The 21,852-nt window shown below is 69.7% G+C and carries 15 protein-coding genes and 1 pseudogene; 9 read left to right on the top strand and 7 right to left on the bottom strand.

The annotated features are described in order from the left end of the window. Nucleotides 1-2 precede the first annotated feature (2 nt). Both OG210_RS10315 and OG210_RS10310 read right to left on the bottom strand, forming a co-directional pair. Nucleotides 3-1,322 (bottom strand): sugar ABC transporter substrate-binding protein, encoded by a 1,320-nt coding sequence (locus OG210_RS10315; RefSeq protein ID WP_328330249.1) that lies wholly within the window; start codon nucleotides 1,320-1,322, stop codon nucleotides 3-5. Nucleotides 1,323-1,660: 338 nt separating this feature from the next. Next, complete coding sequence (locus OG210_RS10310) at nucleotides 1,661-2,785, bottom strand: substrate-binding domain-containing protein (RefSeq protein ID WP_328330251.1); 1,125 nt, start codon at nucleotides 2,783-2,785, stop codon at nucleotides 1,661-1,663. 255 nt (nucleotides 2,786-3,040) lie between these two features. Between OG210_RS10310 and OG210_RS10305 the strand changes: the two genes are divergently transcribed. Beyond that, the gene (locus OG210_RS10305) at nucleotides 3,041-5,401 is read left to right on the top strand and encodes a DUF2264 domain-containing protein (RefSeq protein WP_371535928.1); all 2,361 of its coding nucleotides are present in this window, start codon (nucleotides 3,041-3,043) and stop codon (nucleotides 5,399-5,401) included. A gap of 23 nt (nucleotides 5,402-5,424) precedes the next feature. Beyond that, nucleotides 5,425-7,014 carry a right-handed parallel beta-helix repeat-containing protein gene (locus OG210_RS10300; protein ID WP_328330253.1) on the top strand — a complete coding sequence of 530 codons (1,590 nt, stop codon included), beginning with the start codon at nucleotides 5,425-5,427 and terminating at the stop codon, nucleotides 7,012-7,014. Between the two features lie 147 nt (nucleotides 7,015-7,161). On the opposite strand, the pseudogene OG210_RS10295 reads toward OG210_RS10300, so the two are convergent. Both OG210_RS10295 and OG210_RS10290 read right to left on the bottom strand, forming a co-directional pair. Next, nucleotides 7,162-7,932 (bottom strand): annotated as a pseudogene (locus OG210_RS10295) (SDR family NAD(P)-dependent oxidoreductase); the annotation flags it as partial. A 189-nt stretch (nucleotides 7,933-8,121) separates the two neighbouring features. Beyond that, nucleotides 8,122-8,796, bottom strand: a complete 675-nt coding sequence (locus OG210_RS10290) for an MOSC domain-containing protein (protein WP_328330257.1) — start codon at nucleotides 8,794-8,796, stop codon at nucleotides 8,122-8,124. Nucleotides 8,797-8,920: 124 nt separating this feature from the next. Here OG210_RS10290 and OG210_RS10285 point away from each other — a divergent pair, with 124 nt between their 5' ends. Then, nucleotides 8,921-9,811 (top strand): LysR family transcriptional regulator, encoded by an 891-nt coding sequence (locus OG210_RS10285; RefSeq protein WP_328330259.1) that lies wholly within the window; start codon nucleotides 8,921-8,923, stop codon nucleotides 9,809-9,811. A gap of 222 nt (nucleotides 9,812-10,033) precedes the next feature. Here the strand turns inward: OG210_RS10285 and OG210_RS10280 are convergent, their stop codons facing one another. Continuing rightward, nucleotides 10,034-10,357 (bottom strand): WhiB family transcriptional regulator, encoded by a 324-nt coding sequence (locus OG210_RS10280; RefSeq protein ID WP_328330261.1) that lies wholly within the window; start codon nucleotides 10,355-10,357, stop codon nucleotides 10,034-10,036. Nucleotides 10,358-10,750: 393 nt separating this feature from the next. Here OG210_RS10280 and OG210_RS10275 point away from each other — a divergent pair, with 393 nt between their 5' ends. The 4 genes from OG210_RS10275 to OG210_RS10260 all read left to right on the top strand — a co-directional run bounded on the left by OG210_RS10275 (nucleotide 10,751) and on the right by OG210_RS10260 (nucleotide 15,390). Next, nucleotides 10,751-11,362 carry a response regulator transcription factor gene (locus OG210_RS10275; protein ID WP_003948568.1) on the top strand — a complete coding sequence of 204 codons (612 nt, stop codon included), beginning with the start codon at nucleotides 10,751-10,753 and terminating at the stop codon, nucleotides 11,360-11,362. Nucleotides 11,363-11,596: 234 nt separating this feature from the next. Beyond that, the gene (locus OG210_RS10270; protein ID WP_266854188.1) at nucleotides 11,597-12,184 is read left to right on the top strand and encodes a sigma-70 family RNA polymerase sigma factor; all 588 of its coding nucleotides are present in this window, start codon (nucleotides 11,597-11,599) and stop codon (nucleotides 12,182-12,184) included. A gap of 473 nt (nucleotides 12,185-12,657) precedes the next feature. Then, nucleotides 12,658-14,160, top strand: a complete 1,503-nt coding sequence (gene guaB, locus OG210_RS10265; protein WP_328330263.1) for an IMP dehydrogenase — start codon at nucleotides 12,658-12,660, stop codon at nucleotides 14,158-14,160. A gap of 105 nt (nucleotides 14,161-14,265) precedes the next feature. Continuing rightward, nucleotides 14,266-15,390 (top strand): GuaB3 family IMP dehydrogenase-related protein, encoded by a 1,125-nt coding sequence (locus OG210_RS10260; protein WP_328330265.1) that lies wholly within the window; start codon nucleotides 14,266-14,268, stop codon nucleotides 15,388-15,390. A gap of 162 nt (nucleotides 15,391-15,552) precedes the next feature. Here the strand turns inward: OG210_RS10260 and OG210_RS10255 are convergent, their stop codons facing one another. Both OG210_RS10255 and OG210_RS10250 read right to left on the bottom strand, forming a co-directional pair. Further along, nucleotides 15,553-16,047 carry a hypothetical protein gene (locus OG210_RS10255; protein ID WP_328330267.1) on the bottom strand — a complete coding sequence of 165 codons (495 nt, stop codon included), beginning with the start codon at nucleotides 16,045-16,047 and terminating at the stop codon, nucleotides 15,553-15,555. A 187-nt stretch (nucleotides 16,048-16,234) separates the two neighbouring features. After that, complete coding sequence (locus OG210_RS10250; RefSeq protein ID WP_328330269.1) at nucleotides 16,235-17,485, bottom strand: nucleotide sugar dehydrogenase; 1,251 nt, start codon at nucleotides 17,483-17,485, stop codon at nucleotides 16,235-16,237. Nucleotides 17,486-17,702: 217 nt separating this feature from the next. Between OG210_RS10250 and OG210_RS10245 the strand changes: the two genes are divergently transcribed. Then, entirely contained in the window at nucleotides 17,703-19,412 is a 1,710-nt protein-coding gene (locus tag OG210_RS10245) for a glycerol-3-phosphate dehydrogenase/oxidase (RefSeq protein ID WP_371535921.1), read from the top strand. A 478-nt stretch (nucleotides 19,413-19,890) separates the two neighbouring features. After that, a complete protein-coding gene (locus OG210_RS10240; protein ID WP_328330273.1) occupies nucleotides 19,891-21,804 on the top strand; it encodes a serine/threonine-protein kinase in 1,914 nt (637 codons plus the stop codon). The last annotated feature ends 48 nt before the right edge of the window (nucleotides 21,805-21,852 follow it).

The raw sequence follows: 21,852 nt of genomic DNA, 5'->3' as shown, positions 1-21,852 counted from the left end.
GGTCAGCCCTCGACCTTCAGTCCGCGCTTCTTCAGTTCCTGGACGGTCGCGTCATGGCCGGCCTTGACCGACCCGCTGATCGTGGAGCCACCGCTGGCGACCTTGCCGAACTGGTCCTTGATCGCGGTGTTCGTGGTGCCGGTCGCCGGGCCCCAGGTCCAGCCCTGCTTGATCGAGGCAGCCGCGGTGCCGAACAGCTGGTAGATGTCCTGGCCGCCGTAGTACGAGTCGTCGAAGGCCTTCTTCGCGGCGGGCAGCAGCTCGGTCGCGGCCGGGTAGGCGCTCGAAGTGCCCGAAGAGATACGGGCCTTGATGCCGTCCTGCGTGGTCGACATCCACTTGGCGAACTCGACTGCCGCATCGGCGTGCTTGCTGTCCTTGGTGACGGCCCAGGTGGAGCCACCGAGCATGCCGCTGGCGGCCTGCCCGTCCCAGGTCGGCATCGGAGCGATGGCCCACTTGCCCTTCTGCTCGGGCAGCGTGGACTTCAGGACTCCGGCACCCCAGGCGGCGCCGAGGTACCCGATGGTGCCGCCGTTCTTGAGGGAGTTGGTCCACTCCGGGCTGAATGATGCCTGCGAGCGGATCAGGTCGTCCTTGATCAGCCCCTGCCAGTAGCTGGAGACCTTGGTGGTGGCGGAGTCCGTGGTGTTGACCTTCCAGGTGTCCCCGTCCGCCTTGAACCACTGGGCGCCGGCCTGCCAGGCCATCGCCTCGAAGGTGGTCGGGTCGTCAGGGAAGAAGGTGCCGATCCGGGCTTTCTTGTCGGCCTTCTTGATCTTCTCCGCGGCCTTGCGGAAGTCGTCCCATGTCTTGGGTACCGTGACTCCGTACTTGCTGAAGAGGTCCTTGCGGTAGTAGAAGGCCTGCGGCGACGCGTCGAACGGGACGGCCCAGTTCTTGCCGCCCAGCGTGGTCTGGTCGACGGCCTGCGGCAGGAACTTCTTCTTGACGTCGTCGGTCATGTACTTGCTGATGTCCTGGAGCGCGCCCTGGCTGACGTACTCCGGCAGCTGGGGGTACTCGATGGAGACCAGGTCGGGGGCGTTGCCCGCCTTGACCGCGTTGGAGATCTTGGCGTAGCCGCCGGCGTTGCCGGACGGGATCTCCTCGTACTTCACGTGGATGTTCTTGTGCGAGGCGTTGAACGCGTCCACGGTCTCCTTGGAGCCCTTGGCCCAGCCCCAGAACGTGATGGCCACGGGCTTGCCGTCCGCGCCCTTCGCGGAGTCGTCGCCGCTGCTGCCGCAGGCCGTGAGGACGGCCAGGGCAGTGGCGGCGCCGGCTATGGAAAGGGTCGTTCTGCTCCAACTGCGGCTCACAGTGACACTCCTGAGCTAGCGGCGACATTGACGTTGGCCGTGATCCTTGGCCCCGCAATGACCGAAGTCAAGAGCGAAAGATTGAATGATCGAAAAAAGATCAGAGTGTTATCGAAATCCCGGCGGGGCCGGAACCCGTGGAGGGCCGGTGGAATCCCGCCGGTCCCGGTGAATCCTGTGCTCGCGTGGAGGCGTGGTGAATCCCGCAGTCCCGCGCTCAGCCGTGTGCCCGCGCCTGTTCCCCCGCGCCCGCGGACACTCCGCTCGCCGAGGCCCGCTCCGGCTAACGGGGCCCGCTCCGGCTGCCGGGCCCGCTCCGGCTGCCGGGCCCGCTCCGGCTACCGGGGTGCGGCGGCCCCGCAGGAAATCCGTACGTGCAGCCTGGGCAGCAGTGCCAGGTGCTGGCCCGCCTCCTCCTGCTCCTGGCGTTCCGGCGTCCGGCGACGCGGTCCCGTGCTCAGCCGCTCGACCAGCATCCGGGTCCCGTACATCCCGACCTGGCGTTTCGGCGGAGCCACCGCGGTGAGCGGAGTATCCGCGAGGGCGGCCACCTCGTCGTCGTAGGCGACCAGGGCCAGATCCTCCGGCACGCGTACGCCCAGTTCGGCCAGGCGCTGGACCAGATGGATGGCATCCACGTCGTTGTGGACCAGGGCCGCCGTCACGCCCCCGGTGGCCACCGCGGCCTGCACGGTCCGTACGGCCTCCTCGAAGCGGCTCCGGTCGAGTTCGGCCGGTACCGAATCGATCACGGGGTGCGGCTGCTCCAGGCCAAGCGCGCCCAGTGCCTCGTCGTAGCCGGTCCGTACCGCGAGCGCGGTCGGGCTGTCCGTGCGCGCGACCAGCAACGGTGCGCCGTGGCCGAGGCGGATCAGATGGCGCACGGCCAGCAGGACCCCGTGCCGATGGTCGGAACAGACCCGGTCCATGTCGTCGAGGGGGCTGCCCAGCGCGGGCTGCCGTTCCAGGAGCACGGCGGGTACGGGCAGCTCCGACATCCAGTCGCCGTACGCCGCCTGGTCGCCCGCCGCCTGCCAGCCCGGCGCGATCAGGAGCCCCTCGGCGCCCGCCGCGAGCAGGCCCTCGGCGCGGGCCTTGTCCTCCTTGGGGCGGTAGTCGGAGATCCGAAGGATCAGCCGTGCGCCGGCTTGTGCGGCCGCGTCGTGGGCACCTCTGATCACTTCGGCGAAGTAGTACGTCGCCGAGGGGACCAGCAGCCCGAGAACCAGGCCGCTGCCTCCGGCGGGTGCGGCCGTTCCGGCTGTGGCTGCCGCTGACCGCGGCCAGGAGACCGAGCCGTGCACCCGGTCGAGCAGTCCGCGTTCCGCCAGTGTCTCGACGTCCCGCCGGACCGTGACGGGGGAGACGCCGAGCTGCGCCGCGAGATCGGAGACGCGGGCCGATCCCTGCTCCCGTACGAACTCGAGCAGTCGGTCATGGCGTTCGTCGGCACTCTCGCGCACGGCGGCGGTCCCCCTCGCGGTCTGATGGGTGGCTGTGTGGTGGCTGGCTGTGTGACGGGTAGCGGTGCGGTGGTTGGCGTTGCGACGGCTGGCAATGCGACGGCTGGTTGGGCAGGTTCGGATGCCACGGCCAGACCCTAGTGCAATTTGATCGAACGATGGGAGTTTCGATCATTCGTCACTCTTGCATTGACGTTCGATCATTCGTGGGTTCAAGATGCCGGGCGACGACGAAGTCCGCCCCCAGGGAGCATCATGCTGAGCCCGAACCTGTCGAGCCGGCCCGGCCCGCACGGCCGGCCAAGCCCGTCCGCTCAGCCCGTCCCTTCCGGCCGGCCTGCCCGGTCCGCTCAGCCCGACCCTGGCTGGCCCGTCCCGTCCAGCCTGCTCAGCCCGTGCACCGGCTGGACCCGTGCCGATTGGGAGGGTGCGGCCGATGAACTGCTGCTGGCCGTGCGGCCCTACGCCTCGCCCCGTCATGGTCTGATCAATCTCCCCGGCCACCGGCCCAGTTGGTCGGGCCCGCGCTCCGACGGCCTTGAAGGGTACGCCCGCACCTGGCTCCTTGCCGCCTTCCGGGTCGCCGGTGCGGAGGGCGATGACCCGCACGGCTTCCTCCCGCGTTACGCCGAGGGCCTCGCGGCGGGCACGTCGCCCAGCCCGGAGGGGGCGGGTCACGATGCCGCGGACCGCTGGCCCCGGATGGCAGACACCCCGCAGGCCGTCGTGGAATCTGCATCCGTCGCGATCGGTCTGCGCCTCACGCGGCCCTGGCTCTGGGACACCCTCGACGGCCGCACACAGCAGCAGGCCGTCGACTGGCTACTGCCCGCGCTCGGCCCGTCCCCCGTGAACAACAACTGGTGGCTCTTCGGCCTCACCGTGGCCGGTTTTCTGCAGGACGCCGGAATCGAGACCGACCGGGCGCGGCAGACGATCGACCGCGCCCTGGAACGCATAGAGGAGTGGTGGCTCGGCGACGGCTGGTACAGCGACGGACCCAACCGCTCCTTCGACCACTACAACGCCTGGGCGATGCACTTCTACCCGGTCCTGCATGCCCATCTCGGCGGGGACGAGGAACTGCTTGCCCGGTACGGGCCCCGGCTGCACGACCACCTCGACGCGTACACGCGGATGTTCGGCGCGGACGGGGCGCCGATGCCGTACGGCCGCTCGCTGAGCTACCGTTTCGCCGCCGCGGCCGCCCCCTGGCTCGGCGCCATGACCGGCTACACCCCGCTGACTCCCGGAGCCACCCGCCGCCTGGCCTCCGGAACGCTGCGGTACTTCCTGGACCGGGACGCGGCCCCGCAACCGAGCCCCGCCCCAGCAGCTCCGGTGGACCCGACAGCTCCGATAGTCCCCGTTGTCCCAGTAGCCCCAGTAGCCCCAGTGGACTCGGTCGTCCCCAGCCCTTTGGCGCGCCGTCGCGCGACCGACGAACGCGGACTGCTCACTCTGGGCTGGCACGGCCCGTACGAACCGATCATCCAGCCGTACTCGGGCCCGGCATCACCGTACTGGGCGTCCAAGGGGTTCCTCGGGCTCCTGATGCCGGCCGGTCATCCGGTCTGGACGGCGACGGAGGAGCGGCTGCCCGCCGAGACGGCAGACGCCGTGACCGTGCTGGGTCCGCCCGCCATGCTGATCCAGTCCACCGCGGCGGACGGGCTCGTACGTCTCCACAATCACGGCAGTAACCACGTCGGCGAGGATGACGACCCGGGGTACTCCCGCTACGCGTACTCCACCCGCACCGGATTTACGAGCCCCGTCAGTACCGGCACGGATATGGGCCATCCGGCCGGTTCCGCAAGCGCCGCCGCTCCTGCCCCCGCCCCTGCTGCTGTCCCCGCCCCTGCCCCGGCAACCCCCACTGCCGCCACCGTTCCCAACGCCCCAGCCGGCTCCCAGGTCTCGCCGTGCGACAACCACTTCGCCCTGGTCATCGACGGTGACTCCACCTCTCGTGGCCCAGCTACGCCCCTCGCCGCCGGGCCCGGTTGGGTGGCGTCCGTGACCACACCGCTCCCAGGTGTGCGAATCGTCTCCGCGACGGTCGTCCACGGCCGTGCAGAGCTCCGTGTGCATCTGGTCGTCGGAGCGGACGCCGGCACCTCCGTACGCCAGACCGGCTGGGCCATCGCCACGACGAGCACATCCAGCGCCGCTGCCACCACCACGACCACTGCCACAACCGCCGCCACCGGAACAGAAACCACGACCGGCACAACGGGTGAGGCCGCCCCACAGTCCGCGCTCACTCCGCCTGCCCCAGCCGAACCGGCCGCCGCCCACCTGCTTGCCCACGCTTCTGCCCACGCGCCTGCCCACCTGACCGCCCAGCTCCACCCCGTCCACGGCTACACAGGGGTGACACGCCAACTTGCCGCTGGGTCAACCCTGTTCGGCCCAAGCTCGCAGATTCTCGCGCTCGACGGCGTCATTACCGCCCCCGAGTCGCTCTTCGTCAGCCTCGCCTCGCTTACCGCCGAGCCGGACCCCGCCCCCGCCGCAGCCCTCGCGAACGTTCATGTCAGCGATCCCCGCACGATCCACGTGACCTGGCAGGACGGCACCACCGCCGTTCTGCAGCTCCCGCAGCTCCCGTAGCCCCCGCAACTCCCGGAGGAACGATGAGACTTCGCCCTGCGCACACCCCCCTGACCCCCGCGTCCCTCACCGCACTCGCGGTGACGGGGCTAGCTGTGACGGGACTGGCTGTGACGGGACTGGCAGTCACCGGACCAGCCACCCCCGCCCAAGCGGCTCCCCACCCCGGAGCCACCTTCCACGTCGACTGCGCCACCGCACCCGCCGCACCCGCCGGGAGCGACGGCTCGGCAAGCCACCCCTGGACCACCCTCGCCCAGGCCAACGCCCACACCTACGGCCCCGGCGACCGTCTCCTCTTCAAACGAGGCACGACGTGCACAGGTTCCCTCACCCCGAAGGGAGCCGGATCGTCCGACGCCCCCTTCACCATCGCCGACTACGGCCCGGGCAACGGCCGCGCCGCGATCGACGGTGCGGGCGCGCACGACGCCGTCCTGCTCTCCAACACCCAGTACGTTCACCTGTCCCGACTGGAGATCACCAACGCCGCCGACCCCGGCAGCGAGCGCAACGCCGTCCGGCTCCGCCTCACCGACTACGGCACTGCCCACGGCTTCGAGATCGACCACCTCTACATTCACGACGTACGCGGCGGTGACGCCAAGACCCTCACCGGTTCGAGCGCCATCCACATCGGTGTCGAGGGCACGGCGAAGGCGAGCAGTTACGACGGCCTGGACATCCACCACAACCGCATCGAGAACGTCGACCGCGAGGGCATCTACTTCAAGTCGACGTTCTCCAAGCGCGATCTCGTCGGCCAGCAACAGGACCCGAACGTCTACCCCGGCGCCTGGACCCCGTCCACCGGCGTCCGCGTCCACGACAACACCCTGAAGTCCATCGGCGGCGACGGGATGAAGCTGGACACCACCAGCGGCGCGGTCGTCGAGCGCAACCGGGTCGACGGATTCCAGCTGCGTTCGCCCTCTGCCAACGCCGGTATCTGGACGTTCAACACCGATGACACCCTGATCCAGCACAACGAGGTCTCGGGCGGCGGGAACAGTCACGACGGCATGTCCTTCGATGCGGACGGCGCCTCCAGCCACACGGTCTTCCAGTACAACTACAGCCACGACAACAAGGGCGGCTTCCTGCTGGTCTGCCCGTACAGCGGGGCGAAGACGATCGACACGGTCGCCCGGTACAACGTCAGCCACAACGACGGCACCCGGCTGCTCCAGAACTGCGCGGGCCCCATCCTCAACACCCAGATCTACAACAACACCTTCTCCAACAAGGAGACGATCCCCGGATATCTGGTCCAGGACGACAACAGCAGCCCTGCCACCACCCAGCACGAGCAGCACATCCGCAACAACATCTTCGTGAGCGGCGGGACCGGCGGCTACGGCTTCTCCAACCCGACGGCAGGGCTGGCGCTCGACCACAACGCGTTCTACGGGATCGACATGACCCGCCCCAACCCCGGAGGCATCACCTCCGACCCGCTGCTGCGCAGCGACTTCCGCCTGTCCGATGGCTCACCCGCCATCGGCGCGGGAACGGCCGTCCCTGACAACGGCGGCAAGGACTACTTCGGCAACAAGCTGAAGCCGGGCGCACCCAACATCGGCGCCTACGCAGGGCCGGGCACCACCGGCTGACCAGGATCTCTGCCGCAACCCCAGAGACCCGCTACCGACGGCCAGGTCTGCCGAATCGCCGACTGCGACTGATGGCCGTGGCGGCCGAATGCACTGACAGCCGTGGCTGCCGCCCGTGGCTGACGCTGAGGTGGCTGCCGGCCGATACTGAGGACCGTACTTGCGGCCTGTCTTGGAGGTGATGCCTCCGAGCAGGCCGCGCGGCGCCAGCTTCGCGGCGCCCATCAGCGCCTTGTACCGGGGGTCGGGAATCGACAGCGACTTCCCGCGCGAGAGATCGGCGAGCGCGGCCGTCACCAGCTTGTCGGCGTCCAGCCACATCCACCCGGGGATGTTGTCCGTCCCCATGCCCGCCCGCTCATGGAACTCCGTACGCACGAAGCCGGGGCACAGTGCCATCAGCCGCACCCCCGAGCCGGCCAGGTCCCTGGCAGCGCCCTGGGTGAACTGCACGACCCAGGCCTTCGAAGCGCCGTACGTCCCCCGTGGCAGGAACGCCGCCACCGATGCCACGTTGACGACGCCACCGCGGCCCCGCGCCCGCATCCCCGGCACCGCGGCGGAGGTCAGCCGCAGGACGGCCTCGCAGTGCACCTTGAGCATGGTCAGTTCCTCGGACATCGGGACGTCGAGGAACTGACCCTTGTTTCCGAACCCGGCGTTGTTGACCAGCAGGTCGATCGCGTTCCGGGAGTCCGTGAGGCGCTTCTCGACGAGGGCGATGCCGTCCTCGGTGCCGAGGTCCGCGGTCAGTACCTCGGCTTCGATGCCGTGCCGGTCGTGCAGTTCGGTCGCCTGCTCCTGCAACCGCTCGGTATTGCGTGCCACCAGAACGAGGTTGTGCCCGTCCGTGGCCAGTCGCCGCGCGAAGGCGGCTCCGATTCCCGCTGTCGCGCCCGTGATCAGTGCTGTCGTCATGAGCGGAACGTTAGTGCCCCGCCCAGCACCTGCGACGACCCCGGATCCGGCCGTCCGTACGACCGCGGCCGTGCCCGTTCACGCATCAGCCGGCCGGCCGGTCCGCCCTCCCGCCGATCCGTCAGCGCGGATCAACCGGATACTCCCGCTCACCGTCCTGGCCGGGCTGGGCGCCCTCCCGCCGGCCCGTCAGTCCGAACTCCCGTGCTTGTCCGTGTAGTCACGTGCCACGCCCAGCAGCCCCGACTCCATCCACTCCGCCGCCACCAGCGTCCGGGGGAGCAGTTCGCGCTCGATCGTCGCCGCGCGGAAGAGCAGAGCCACCGTGATGTCGTGCTCCGGGCGGCGTACGACCTCGACGGCATCGCCCGCACGGAAAGCGCCCGGCCGGATCACCCGCAGCAGCGCTCCTGGGGCCCCGGCCAGAGTGAAGCGCTTGACCCAACCCGGCTCGCCCATGTGTCCCTGGAACGTGCGGCAGGGAATGCGGCCGCCGGTGACCTCGAGTACGACATCGGGGCCGACGCGCCACCGTTCACCGATGAGTGCGCCGCTCACATCGACACCGCTGGTGGTGAGGTTCTCGGCGAACGAGCCGTCGGCGAGCGGGCGCCCCAGCTCCTGCTCCCAGGTGTCCAGGTCCTCGCGCGCGAAGGCGTACACAGCACGGTCGTTGCCGCCGTGGAAGCGCAGGTCGCAGACCGAGTCGCCCTCGACCCCACTGGCGCCCACACCCTTGGGGCCCGGCTGGAAAACCCGTACGGGCCCGTCGACCGGCCGCTTGTCGACGCCGGTCCTGCCGCCCTCGGCGTCCGTGTACGCGGCGGTCCTGGCGCGCCCCACATTCACTGACAGAAGTCTCATGGGAAGAGGCTAGAGGCTTGCTGACACCGTGTCTCTGTCCGGCACCGCCGCCGCGTGCCACTTCATCGTCATAGCTGATACGCGATAATCCGCGCCCACCCCAAGAATCGCTTATGCTTGCATCATGATTGAGGCCCGTCATCTCCGCGTCCTGCGAGCCGTCGCCGCCACCGGATCCTTCTCCGCCGCCGCCCGCGAGCTGGGCTGCACCCAGCCTGCGGTCAGCCAGCAGATGAAGGCCCTCGAGACGTCATCGGGCACGACGCTGCTGATCCGTACGGGCCGCGAGATGCGCCTCACGCAGGCGGGGGAGGCCCTGGTCCGCCACGCGGGCGGGATCCTCGCCGGACTCACGGCCGCCGAGGAGGAGGTCGCCGCCATCGCCGGGCTGCGCGCGGGCCGGGTGCGGCTGGTGTCGTTCCCCAGCGGCAGTTCGACGCTGGTGCCCACCGCCCTGGCCGCACTGCGGGCCGCCCACCCCGGCACCCGGGTCTCCCTGGTCGAGGGGGAGCCGCCGCGCTCCGTCGAGATGGTGCGCGACGGGGACTGCGATGTGGCGCTCGCCTTCCGCTACGGACCCGCCACGGACGAGTGGGACGACCTGGTCGTACGGCCGCTGCTCACCGACCGCATGGTCGGACTGGTGCCGGACGGGCACCGGTTGGCCGACGCGGATGCCATCAGCGTGGGCGACCTGGCCGAAGAGTCCTGGATCGCGGGCTGCCCGCGCTGCCGCCGTCAGCTGGTCGAGGTCTGCGAGAGCGCGGGCTTCACCCCCCGGATCGACTTCGCTACGGATGACTACCCGGCGGTCATCGGCCTGGTCGGCGCGGGTCTCGGGGTCGCTGTGCTGCCGGAGCTGGCGATCGAGTCCGTACGGCCCATGGGGGCCAGGACGGTATCGGTGGAACCGGCGGTCCAGCGCGAGATCGTCGCACTGACCCTTCCGGACCTGGCCCAGGTCCCCGCCGTCGCGGCGACCCTGGACCGGCTCGCTCGGGCCGCCGCGCGCTGATCCCTGAGCGCCGAGTCACGGCCGGGGCCGCCCTGCTGCCTTGCTGACCGCTGCCTTGCCGGCCTCTGTCCTGCCGGCCTCTGTCCTGCCCTGCCGACGGTGGACTCGCTGAAGTGAACGGGAGCGGATGCGGCGCGCGGGAGAGGCTGCGCGGGAGTGGGTGTGCGTGCGGGAGGCGAGAGTGCAGGAACGTTTCCTCTCAAGGTTTCCGATGCTGAGCCGCTAAGCGGCCCCGGGGCCGTTCGGGCTCGCCGCGGTGATCAGCCGATTGCGGGCGCGCCCCATCAGCTCCTCGCGTTCGTCCTCGGTCAGGCCGCCCCACACTCCGTAGGGCTCGCGTACGGCAAGTGCGTGCGCCGCGCACTCGGCACGGACCGGGCAGCGCATGCACACCTCTTTCGCCGAGGTCTCACGCGCGCTGCGCGCTGCGCCCCGTTCACCCTCTGGATGGAAGAAGAGCGAGCTGTCCACCCCGCGGCAGGCCGCGAGGAGCTGCCAGTCCCATAGGTCGGCATTGGGTCCGGGAAGGCGGGAGAAATCTGCCATTGCTTGTCCCCTTGAAGCCGTTGCTGAGGCGGGGGCGGTGATGTCGACCGCACCCGCGACCGTACATCCACGATGTAAGTAGATGTAAATATGACTCATTACGAATCTAGTCATAGACACCAGCAAAATGGAAGAAAAGCAGCTGAACGGGTCATTGTCTTTCAAACTAGACAAATGGGGCGTGGGGCTCTCCTCTGCGACCGTTCCCTCACGTAGAGTGTCGAAGGCGGCCGTCCGGCCCGTAACTCTTTCGAGTGACCATCGTTGAGAGTGTGTGGGCGGTTGAAACAAGAAGCGCTCGGGCACATGTCCGAGAGGCGTCGACCGCACAGGTGACGATTCGTACCCAGCCTGGAGGCTCAAGGTGACGCGCATCAGCTGCGGAGGGCGGTCATGACATCCGTCCTCGTCTGCGACGATTCCCCGCTTGCCCGAGAAGCGCTCCGTCGCGCGGTCGCGACGGTGCCCGGCGTCGAGCGGGTGACGACGGCGGCCAACGGCGAGGAAGTCCTCCGCCGCTGGGGAGCCGACCGTTCGGACCTGATTCTGATGGACGTACGCATGCCCGGTCTGGGTGGTGTGGAGACGGTGCGCCGGCTCCTCTCGGCAGACCCCGGTGCCCGGATCATCATGCTGACGGTCGCCGAGGATCTGGACGGTGTCGCGCTGGCGGTCGCCGCCGGTGCCCGTGGCTATCTGCACAAGGACGCCTCGCGTGCCGAGCTGCGCGCGACGGTCACGCAGGCGCTCGCCGATCCGACCTGGCGACTCGCCCCGCGACGACTCCGTTCGGCCGAAATGGGCGCGGCTCCCACGCTCACTGCGCGTGAGATCCAGGTACTCGAAGGGATGAGTCACGGCCGGTCGAACGCGGAGATCGGCAGGGAGCTCTTCCTCTCCGAGGACACGGTGAAGACGCACGCCAGGCGGCTGTTCAAGAAGCTCGGCGCCTCGGACCGCGCGCACGCGGTGGCGCTCGGTTTCCGCTGGGGTCTGGTTCGTTAGAGGATGACCGGCAGGACCCCCGTCCGCTCGGTGGCGGACGGGGTGGCGGACGCCCCAACTCTGTTTCCCGCGCGATGCCGCATCCTTGAGGGTGTGGAGTTCCTCGGGGACGAGTCGTTCGAGCGGGAGGGGAGGGCGCAGCGGATGAGTTCCGGCGCACCTGCTCATAACGCTTCAGTGCACAACTACGAGCGTGGTGAAGCGGATGGTTCGGTGCCGAGGCACCATGGACCGATGCGTGACGACGAGGCTGCGAATGCCCATGGGGCCATCGGCGCGCTCGTCCATCTCGCTGTCGACGGAGACCAGCAGGCCACGCACGACCTGCTGGCGCACGTCCACCCACTGGCCCTGCGCTACTGCCGTACGCGGCTGAACCGGCTGCCCGGCGATGCCCGCCACTTCGTGGAGGATCTCGCCCAGGAGGTCTGTGTCGCCGTCCTGATGGCGCTGCCGCGCTACAAGGACACGGGCAGGCCCTTCGAGGCTTTCGTCTTCGCCATCGCCACCCACAAGGTCGCTGACCTCCAGCGGGCGGCCATGCGACATCCCGGATCCACGGCTGTGCCGTCGGACGAGATGCCCGAGCGTCCGGACGACTCCCTCGGCCCCGAAGAGCGTGCGCTGCTCAGCAGCGATGCCGCCTGGGCCAGGAAGCTGCTGGCCAACCTCCCGGAGAATCAGCGCGAGCTGCTGGTGCTGCGGGTCGCCGTCGGGCTGACCGCCGAGGAGACCGGGCAGATGCTGGGGATGTCACCGGGGGCGGTACGGGTCGCTCAGCACCGCGCACTGAGCCGGCTGCGGGCACTGGCCGAGCAGTAGGCACACGCAGGCAGTCGGCACACACAGGCAATAGGCACACGCAGGCAATAGGCACACGCAGGCACTGGGTACGGGCAGGCATCAGGTACGTACGGACATGAGGTGCGTACGGGCATGAGGTGCGTACGGCAGGCGTCGGCCGCGCGCAGGCCTCGTGCTCACGCAGGCGCCCGCCTGGTCCCCTGCCCGTCAGTCCTCATGCCCGTCAGTCCCCCATGTCCGTGAGGCCCCATTGTCCGCGCAGGGACATTCGTCACAGCCACCCGCGGTCATCGGCGGTCGCGGGCAACCGTTCGCCGCGCTCGGCAAGCACCGGCGGCCGCTCACAGCCACGGGCGGGCCGGGCGCCGGATGTCGCTCCTGGCGGTAGGAACCTCCAAGGATGTCAGATCGGGCCGATCGTGGAATGAGACGCCTCTCTGGCCCGTTAGCATGGACATCCGCACCGATCAAGGCCATTTGGGGAAGGTGTCATGACTGCAAACGTCGACGGAGTGCCCGAGAAATTCGCGACGCTCGGGCTGACATACGACGACGTGCTGCTGCTGCCGGGCGCATCGGAAGTGCTCCCGAACGCCGTCGACACCTCGTCCAGGATCTCGCGGAACGTCACCGTGAACATCCCGCTGCTGTCCGCCGCCATGGACAAGGTCACCGAGGCGCGGATGGCCATCGCGATGGCCCGCCAGGGCGGCGTCGGTGTGCTGCACCGCAATCTTTCGATCGAGGACCAGGCCAACCAGGTCGATCTGGTCAAGCGTTCCGAGTCCGGCATGGTCACCGACCCGATCACGGTGCACCCCGACGCGACGCTGCGCGAGGCCGACGAGCTGTGCGCCAAGTTCCGTATCAGTGGTGTCCCGGTGACCGACCCCGCGGGCAAGCTGCTCGGCATCGTCACCAACCGTGACATGGCGTTCGAGTCCGACCGGAACCGCCAGGTGCGCGAGGTCATGACCCCGATGCCGCTGGTGACCGGCAAGGTCGGTATCTCCGGCGCCGACGCCATGGAGCTGCTGCGCCGGCACAAGATCGAGAAGCTTCCGCTGGTCAACGACGCGGGCATCCTCAAGGGCCTGATCACGGTCAAGGACTTCGTCAAGGCCGAGAAGTACCCGAACGCGGCCAAGGACGCCGAGGGCAGGCTGCTCGTCGGTGCGGCCGTCGGGGCGAGCCCGGAGGCGCTGGACCGCGCCCAGGCGCTGGCCGAGGCCGGAGCCGACTTCCTGATCGTCGACACCTCGCACGGCCACAACAGCAACGCCCTGAACTGGATGGCGAAGATCAAGTCGGGCGTCTCCGTGGACGTCATCGGCGGGAACGTCGCCACCCGCGACGGCGCCCAGGCGCTGGTCGACGCGGGTGTGGACGGCGTCAAGGTCGGCGTCGGACCGGGCTCGATCTGCACCACCCGCGTGGTCGCCGGTATCGGTGTCCCGCAGGTCACGGCGATCTACGAGGCCGCGCTCGCCGCGCGTGCCGCGGGCGTCCCGGTGATCGGCGACGGTGGCCTGCAGTACTCCGGCGACATCGGCAAGGCGCTGGCCGCCGGTGCCGACAGCGTGATGCTGGGCAGTCTGCTCGCGGGCTGCGAGGAGTCGCCCGGTGAGCTGCTGTTCATCAACGGCAAGCAGTTCAAGTCGTACCGCGGCATGGGCTCGCTCGGCGCGATGCAGACGCGCGGCCAGGCCCGCTCGTACTCCAAGGACCGCTACTTCCAGGCCGATGTGGCGTCCGACGACAAGCTCGTGCCCGAGGGCATCGAGGGGCAGGTGCCCTACCGGGGTCCGCTGGGCAACGTCCTGCACCAGCTCGTCGGCGGTCTGCGCCAGACGATGGGGTATGTCGGTGCGGCCAGCGTGGACGAGATGGAGAGCAAGGGCCGGTTCGTCCGGATCACGTCGGCGGGGCTCAAGGAGAGCCACCCGCACGACATCCAGATGACCGTCGAGGCGCCGAACTACGCACGGCGCTGAGGCGTACGTAGCAACGCGGAAGCCCGTGGGCCGGACGGCCCGCGGGCTTCCGCGCGCGCGTCGGGGATACTGGAACGGCAGACGTAGAGGGAAAGGCCACACATCGTGACTGAGATCGAGATCGGGCGCGGCAAGCGCGGCCGCAGGGCGTACGCGTTCGACGACATCGCCATCGTGCCGAGCCGGCGCACCCGGGACCCGAAGGAGGTCTCGATCGCCTGGCAGATCGATGCCTACCGATTCGAGCTGCCGTTCCTGGCCGCTCCGATGGACTCGGTCGTGTCCCCGCAGACCGCCATCCGCATCGGTGAGATGGGCGGCCTCGGAGTCCTGAACCTCGAAGGCCTGTGGACGCGGTACGAGGACCCCCAGCCGCTGCTCGACGAGATCGCCGGGCTCGACGAGGAGACCGCGACGCGGCGTCTCCAGGAGATCTACGCGGCCCCGATCCAGGAGGACCTGATCGGCCTGCGGATCAAGGAGGTGCGCGACTCGGGTGTGGTCACGGCCGCCGCGTTGTCCCCGCAGCGCACCGCCCAGTTCTCCAAGGCGGTCGTGGACGCGGGCGTCGACATCTTCGTCATCCGCGGTACGACGGTCTCCGCCGAGCACGTATCCGGTGCCGCCGAGCCGCTGAACCTGAAGCAGTTCATCTATGAGCTGGACGTCCCGGTCATCGTCGGCGGCTGCGCGACGTACACCGCCGCGCTGCACCTGATGCGTACCGGAGCGGCGGGTGTGCTCGTCGGCTTCGGTGGCGGCGCCGCGCACACCACGCGCAATGTGCTGGGCATCCAGGTCCCGATGGCGACCGCGGTCGCCGATGTGGCCGCGGCCCGCCGCGACTACATGGACGAGTCCGGCGGCCGCTATGTGCACGTCATCGCGGACGGCGGCGTCGGCTGGTCGGGCGACCTGCCGAAGGCCATCGCCTGCGGTGCGGACTCGGTCATGATCGGCTCTCCGCTGGCCCGCGCGACGGACGCGCCCGGCAAGGGCCACCACTGGGGCATGGAGGCCGTCCACGAGGACGTGCCGCGCGGCAAGCTGGTGGACCTGGGCATCGTCGGCACGACCGAGGAGATCCTCGCCGGGCCCTCGCACATCCCGGACGGTTCGATGAACTTCTTCGGGGCGCTGCGCCGCTCGATGGCGACCACGGGGTACAGCGAGCTCAAGGAGTTCCAGCGCGTCGAGGTGACGGTGGCGGACGCCCAGCACAAGCGCTGAGCCCGACGGGGCGGTACCGGCCGGTGCCGCCCTTGTCGCGCCCTGCACAGGCCCGGACCGCAGCCGCGGTCCGGGCTTCGTGCTGGGTATCTTCGTGGTGCTGGGCGTCTTCGTGTGGGGTACGGGGTGCCGCGAACGGTCGAGTCCTCCCGGCGTCTGCCGTCAGAGGGCCCGCTTCATGCCCGCGAAGGACGCCCCCACGGCGATCGCGATGAAGAGGTAGCTGAGGAAGTCCGCATCCGCCCGCCAGGCGTCGTTGAGCAGGCCGAAGTGCTGGAAGAACAGCTCACCGACGGAGACCGGGAGTTGCTTGGACGCGAGGATCGCCTCGCCGAGCAGCTGCCCGAAGTAGACGGACGCCAGTGACAGGACGGCGCCGACGGCCGCGAGCCCGACGTGGTCGCCGCCCACCTTGCCCGCCGCGAAACCGATGATGAACCCCACGGCGACGGCCGCGTAACCGAACTCGTGCTTGGTGGCACCGAGGATGCCCCCGTACGCCGCGCCCACCACGAGAGCGGTGATCACGGCGGCCACGATGCCGCCCGCGATGTTGACCTTCGCCGGGGCGGCCTGCGGAGCCATCGGGTAGCCGAAGGCCGGCGGCTGGTGCGTGGACGGGTCCGGCGTGTGAGGCGGTGGCACGGGCTGGGTCATGACGGGGTCCCCCTGGGACAGATACGCACGGTTGTGCGATAAGCGAACGCCGCACGCTAGCAGCCTGCGCCGCCATTCACACATGAAATCCACACATGACGTTCACGGGTGGCCACCTGGGAAGTCTGGGCAGTCGGCCTGCGCGACCGGGTCCGGGTGGCCGGCCTGCGCGACCGCGGCAAGGCGGTCACAGCCGGTGGGCGGCTCCCACCGGGGTGGCTCCCCTGGTGTCCAGCAGGAGTTGGGCCTTCACCGCGAGGCCCTGGAGGTCGTACGTGCGGTGGTTCTGGAGCAGCACCGTCAGGTCCGCGCCCGCCGCCGCCTCGTAGAGGGAGTCCGCGCGGGGCACCGGCACGTCGCGGATGCGCCAGTCCGGGACGTACGGGTCGTGGTAGCTCACCGACGCGCCCAGGTCCATCAGCCGGCGGGCGATCTCGCCTGCCGGGGAGTTCTGCCGGTCGGCCAGGTCGGGCTTGTAGGTGACGCCGAGGAGCAGCACGCGGGCGCCGCGCGCCGACTTGCCGTGCTCGTTGAGGAGGGTGGCGCAGCGCTGGATGACGTACTGCGGCATCCGGTCGTTGACCTGCTGGGCGAGTTCGACCATGCGCAGCGGGCGGACGGTGTGCGGGGGGCCCGCGGTGTCGACGGGGACGCCGTGGCCGCCGACGCCGGGGCCGGGGCGGAAGGGCTGGAAGCCGAAGGGCTTCGTCTCGGCGCAGCGGATGACGTCCCAGAGGTCCACGCCCAGCTCGTGGCAGAGCACGGCCATCTCGTTGACCAGGGCGATGTTGACGTGCCGGTAGTTGGTTTCGAGGAGTTTGGTCATTTCGGCCTCGCGGGGGCCGCGCGCCCGTACGACTTTGTCACTCAACCGGCCGTAGAAGGCGGCAGCGGATTCGGTGCAGGCGGGGGTCAGGCCGCCGATGACCTTGGGGGTCGCCGCGTACGCCTGGGTCCGGTTGCCGGGGTCGAGGCGGCTGGGGGAGTAGGCGAGGTGGAAGTCCCGGCCGGCCCGCAGTCCTGAGCCCTCTTCCAGGAGCGGGCGCAGGATTTCCTCCGTGGTGCCCGGGTAGACGGCCGATTCGACGATGACCGTGGTGTGCGGGCGGAGCCTGGCGGCGAGTGCGCGGGTCGCGTCGGTGACCGGTGCCAGGTCGAGTGCCCGGTCCTCGCCCAGTGGGGTGGGCGCGCAGATGACGGCGGTACGGACCCGGCCCAGTTCGGCCGGATCGGTGACGGGCCGGAAGCCCCCCGAGAGCATCCGGCGGATGTCGGCCGCGCTGAGGGAGCCGTCGACGGGGGTGTGACCGGCGGCGAGTTGCAGCAGACGGCGCGGGTCGGTGTCGTAACCGATGGTTACGAGGCCGGTGGCGACGGCGGCCTGGGCGAGCGGCAGGCCGAGGTGGCCGAGTCCGATCACGGCGAGATCTGCGGGCATGGGTGATCCGTCCTTCCCAATAGCCGGAGGGGGACGAGTGCGCAAGTCCTGTGGACAGCGCAATGTCAGGTTAGGAGTAAATATGACCGATTTGCGGTATTGGGCGGGCCTGGGTGTCCGTGTGTTGTCCACAGGCGGTGGCTGAAGTCGGAGATCGCGGACAGAATCGAGGGTGCACCGGACACCGCTTCGGCGGCCTGATCAACGGGAGGCAGCAGTGAGGACAGCGACACTGGGGCCCGAGGAGCGCGCACAGGCGCTCGCCGGGATGGCCGAGCGTGAACTGGACGTACTGGTCGTGGGCGGCGGCGTGGTCGGCACGGGGACGGCGCTGGACGCCGCGACGCGCGGGCTGGCGACCGGCCTGGTCGAAGCGAGGGACTGGGCGTCGGGAACGTCGAGCCGGTCGAGCAAGCTCATCCACGGTGGCCTGCGCTATCTGGAGATGCTCGACTTCGCACTCGTACGGGAGGCGCTGAAGGAGCGCGGGCTGCTGCTCGAGCGGCTGGCACCCCACTTGGTGAAGCCGGTGCCCTTCCTCTACCCCTTGCAGCACAAGGGCTGGGAGCGCTGGTACGCGGGCTCGGGTGTCGCGCTGTACGACGCCATGTCGGTCTCGTCGGGGCACGGCCGCGGGCTCCCGATGCACCGGCATCTGACACGTAAGCACGCGCTGCGGGTGGCCCCGGCGCTGAAGAAGGACGCGCTGGTCGGCGCCTTGCAGTACTACGACGCGCAGATGGACGACGCGCGTTATGTGGCGACGCTGGCGCGGACGGCCGCGAGCTACGGCGCACTGGTGGCGAACCGGGCCAAGGTGACCGGCTTCCTGCGGGAGGGCGAGCGGGTCGTCGGCGCGCGGGTGCAGGACGTCGAGGGCGGCGGGGACTACGAGATCCGCGCCAAGCAGGTCGTCAACGCCACAGGGGTGTGGACGGACGACACCCAGGGGCTGATCGCGGAGCGCGGCCAGTTCCATGTGCGGGCCTCGAAGGGGATCCATCTGGTCGTACCGAAGGACCGGATCCACTCGACGACCGGGCTCATCCTGCGGACCGAGAAGTCGGTGCTGTTCGTGATCCCGTGGGGGCGCCACTGGATCGTGGGGACCACGGACACGGACTGGGACCTCGACAAGGCGCATCCGGCCGCGTCCAGCGCCGACATCGACTACTTGCTCGAACACGTCAACTCGGTGCTCGCAGTGCCGCTGACGCGCGACGACGTACAGGGCGTGTACGCCGGCCTGCGGCCCCTGCTGGCCGGGGAGTCCGACGCGACCAGCAAGCTCTCGCGGGAGCACACGGTGGCCCATCCGGTGCCGGGGCTCGTGGTCGTCGCGGGCGGGAAGTACACGACCTACCGTGTGATGGCGAAGGACGCGGTGGACGAGGCGGTGCACGGTCTGGACCAGCGGGTTGCCGAGTGCGTCACGGAGAATGTTGCGCTGATCGGCGCCGAGGGGTACAACGCCCTGTGGAATGCGCGGGCGCACATCGCCAAGCGGACGGGCCTGCATGTGGCCCGGGTGGAACACCTGCTGAACCGCTTCGGTGCGATGACCCAGGAGGTCCTCGACCTCATCACCGAGGACCCGTCGCTGGGCGAACCGCTGGGGGGCGCGGACGACTATCTGCGGGCGGAGGTCGTCTACGCGGCCTCGCACGAAGGGGCCAGGCACCTGGACGACGTACTCACCCGGCGCACGCGCATCTCGATCGAGACGTTCGACCGGGGCACGCGCAGCGCACGGGAGGCTGCCGCGCTGATGGCCACGGTGCTGGGCTGGGACAAGAAGCGCGTCGAGCAGGAGATCGAGCACTACGAGAAGCGGGTCGAGGCAGAGCGGGAGTCGCAGCGCCAGCCGGACGACCTGACGGCGGACGCCGCGAGGCTGGGGGCGCCGGACATTGTGCCGCTGGAGTGAGCAACGGAGCAACGGAGCAACGGACGGGGCGGGCGAGCGGGTTGATGAGTGGGTGAGCAAGTGAGTGAGTGAGCGAGCGGGTGGGGCGGGGCCTGCTTCGGCGGGGTCGGGGCCCGCTTCGGCGGGGCCCGGCCGGAGCAGGTGGAACTCCTCATGGGGAACGGCTGTTTCGAGGCATGGGGCAGGGCCGGGGCGGGCTGGACCGAGCCGGGTGGGGTCCGGGGGGATGGTGGTGTGTGCGGGGCGGGAGGGCGCCGTACGCCTGCTTGACCTCGGGTTCTCCGGGCAGGGACTGGGCGGTACCGCCGGGCGGTACCGGGATCGGCCGCGGTGGCGAGCGGCAGGTGGGGCACCGGCGTGGCAGGAAATGCCTTCCGCATGGCCCATGATGGTCGCCCACGGACCCGGCACCATCATCGGTGCCGGAGTGAGAGACAATGGACGCTCTGCCAGGGCGGGTTGAATGCAGAGGGGACGCATGTCGGAGGCGGAGCAGGCGAAGGACACCAAGGGGCGCCTCCTGGCTGGGCGGTACCGGCTCGGGGGGGTGCTCGGCAAGGGCGGCATGGGCACCGTCTGGCGGGCTGTGGACGAGACACTCGGCCGCACCGTCGCGGTGAAGGAGCTGCGTTTCCCCTCGGCCATCGACGAGGACGAGAAGCGCAGGCTCGTGACGCGCACGCTGCGCGAGGCCAAGGCGATTGCCCGGATCCGTAACAACGGAGCGGTCACTGTCTACGACGTGGTCGACGAGGACGACCGGCCGTGGATCGTCATGGAGCTCGTCGAGGGCTGCTCGCTGGCCGAGTTGGTACGGGAGAAGGGTGTCCTCACACCGGTACGCGCGGCCGAGGTGGGCCTCGCCATTCTCGATGTGCTGCGCCTCGCGCACCGTGAGGGCATCCTGCACCGCGATGTGAAGCCGTCCAACGTGCTGATCGCCGAGGACGGCCGGGTCGTGCTGACCGACTTCGGGATCGCCCAGGTCGAGGGCGACCCGTCGGTGACCTCGACCGGGATGCTGGTCGGCGCCCCCTCGTACATCTCGCCCGAGCGGGCCCGCGGCCACAAGCCCGGCCCGCCGGCCGACCTCTGGTCGCTGGGCGGACTGCTGTACGCGAGCACCGAGGGCGTGCCGCCGTACGACAAGGGGTCGGCCATCGCGACCCTGACCGCGGTGATGACCGAACCGCTGGACCCGCCGAAGAACGCGGGAGCCCTGTCGGAGGTCATCTACGGTCTGCTCGCCAAGGATCCGGACCAGCGCCTCGACGACGCGGGCGCCCGCCGTCTGCTGAACGACGTGATCCACGCTCCGGAGGTGCCGGAGGCCGCTGCGGAGCCGGTCGCGGCCGACGCGACGCGGGTCGTGCCGCTGCCGCCTGTTCCCGACGAGTCAGGGGACGCGGGGGAGTCCAGACCCGCGAAGCCCGCCAAGGCACTCAAGCCCGCCAAGGAGCCCCGGCCCGCCCGGGAGCCCAAGCTTCAGAAGGTCAGGGACACCGCTGCGGCCGACCGGGTGCGCAGCGCGCTGAACTCCGTACGGAACGCCAGGTCCGAGCCTGCTCCGGCCAAGCCGACCAAGGCGGCCACTGCACCGGCCGGGCCGCCCGCCCGCGTCAGGGCGCCGCTCACCGATGTCGTACCGCGCCGCACCCTGGTGATAATCGCGGCCGTTGTCGCACTCGCGGTGCTCGGGACGGTCCTCGCCTTCGCTCTCAACCGGGACGGCGACAAGGGCAATCAGAGCAAGTCCAAGGGTGACAAGAGCGCTTCGAGTGGTGCGACGGCCGGGGCTGACAGCAAGGGCACGGACAAGGGAAAGACGGGCGACCAGGGGAAGGGCGGCGATCAGGGCAAGGGGCAGAGCGGTAGCGGCTCGTCGCCCTCGCCCGACGACAAGCCGTCCACGCCGGCCGCCGGTGACGCACTGCCCAGTGGGTACAAGAAGGTGACGGACGGTAGGTTCCGCTTCACGATGGCCATGCCGGCCGGATTCCACCGCACGGCTATAGCGGGTGTGAGCTCGGGCGGGATCTACAACAAGTCCAGGGGCGGCTTCCCGCGCGTCCAGATCGACTTCAACGACTCGCCCAAGGACGACGCGGCCGCCGCATGGCAGGCAGCGGTCGGTGGTCTGTCGGCCAGCGTCGGCGGTTACAAGCACCTCGGCATACACAAGGTCGAGTACAACGGCTATCCGACCGTCGCCGACTGGTCGTTCGAGCGTGATCAGAACGGCCAGCGGGTCCGGGTTCTGAACCGGGGATTCAAGGTGGACAGCAAGCGCGGCTACTCCATCATGATCAGCTGCAAGGCGAGCGACTGGGACGGCGACGAGTGCACCACGCTGCGTAATACGGCGTTCAAGACATTCGCTCCCAAGAAGTGACCCAGGACACGTATTGTGAGAGGACGCGGACCGTACGCAGCCGCAATG

It is taken from the genome of Streptomyces sp. NBC_00466 (assembly GCF_041433995.1).
Classification (GTDB): domain Bacteria; phylum Actinomycetota; class Actinomycetes; order Streptomycetales; family Streptomycetaceae; genus Streptomyces.
This window is presented reverse-complemented; position numbering and strand designations above follow the sequence as displayed.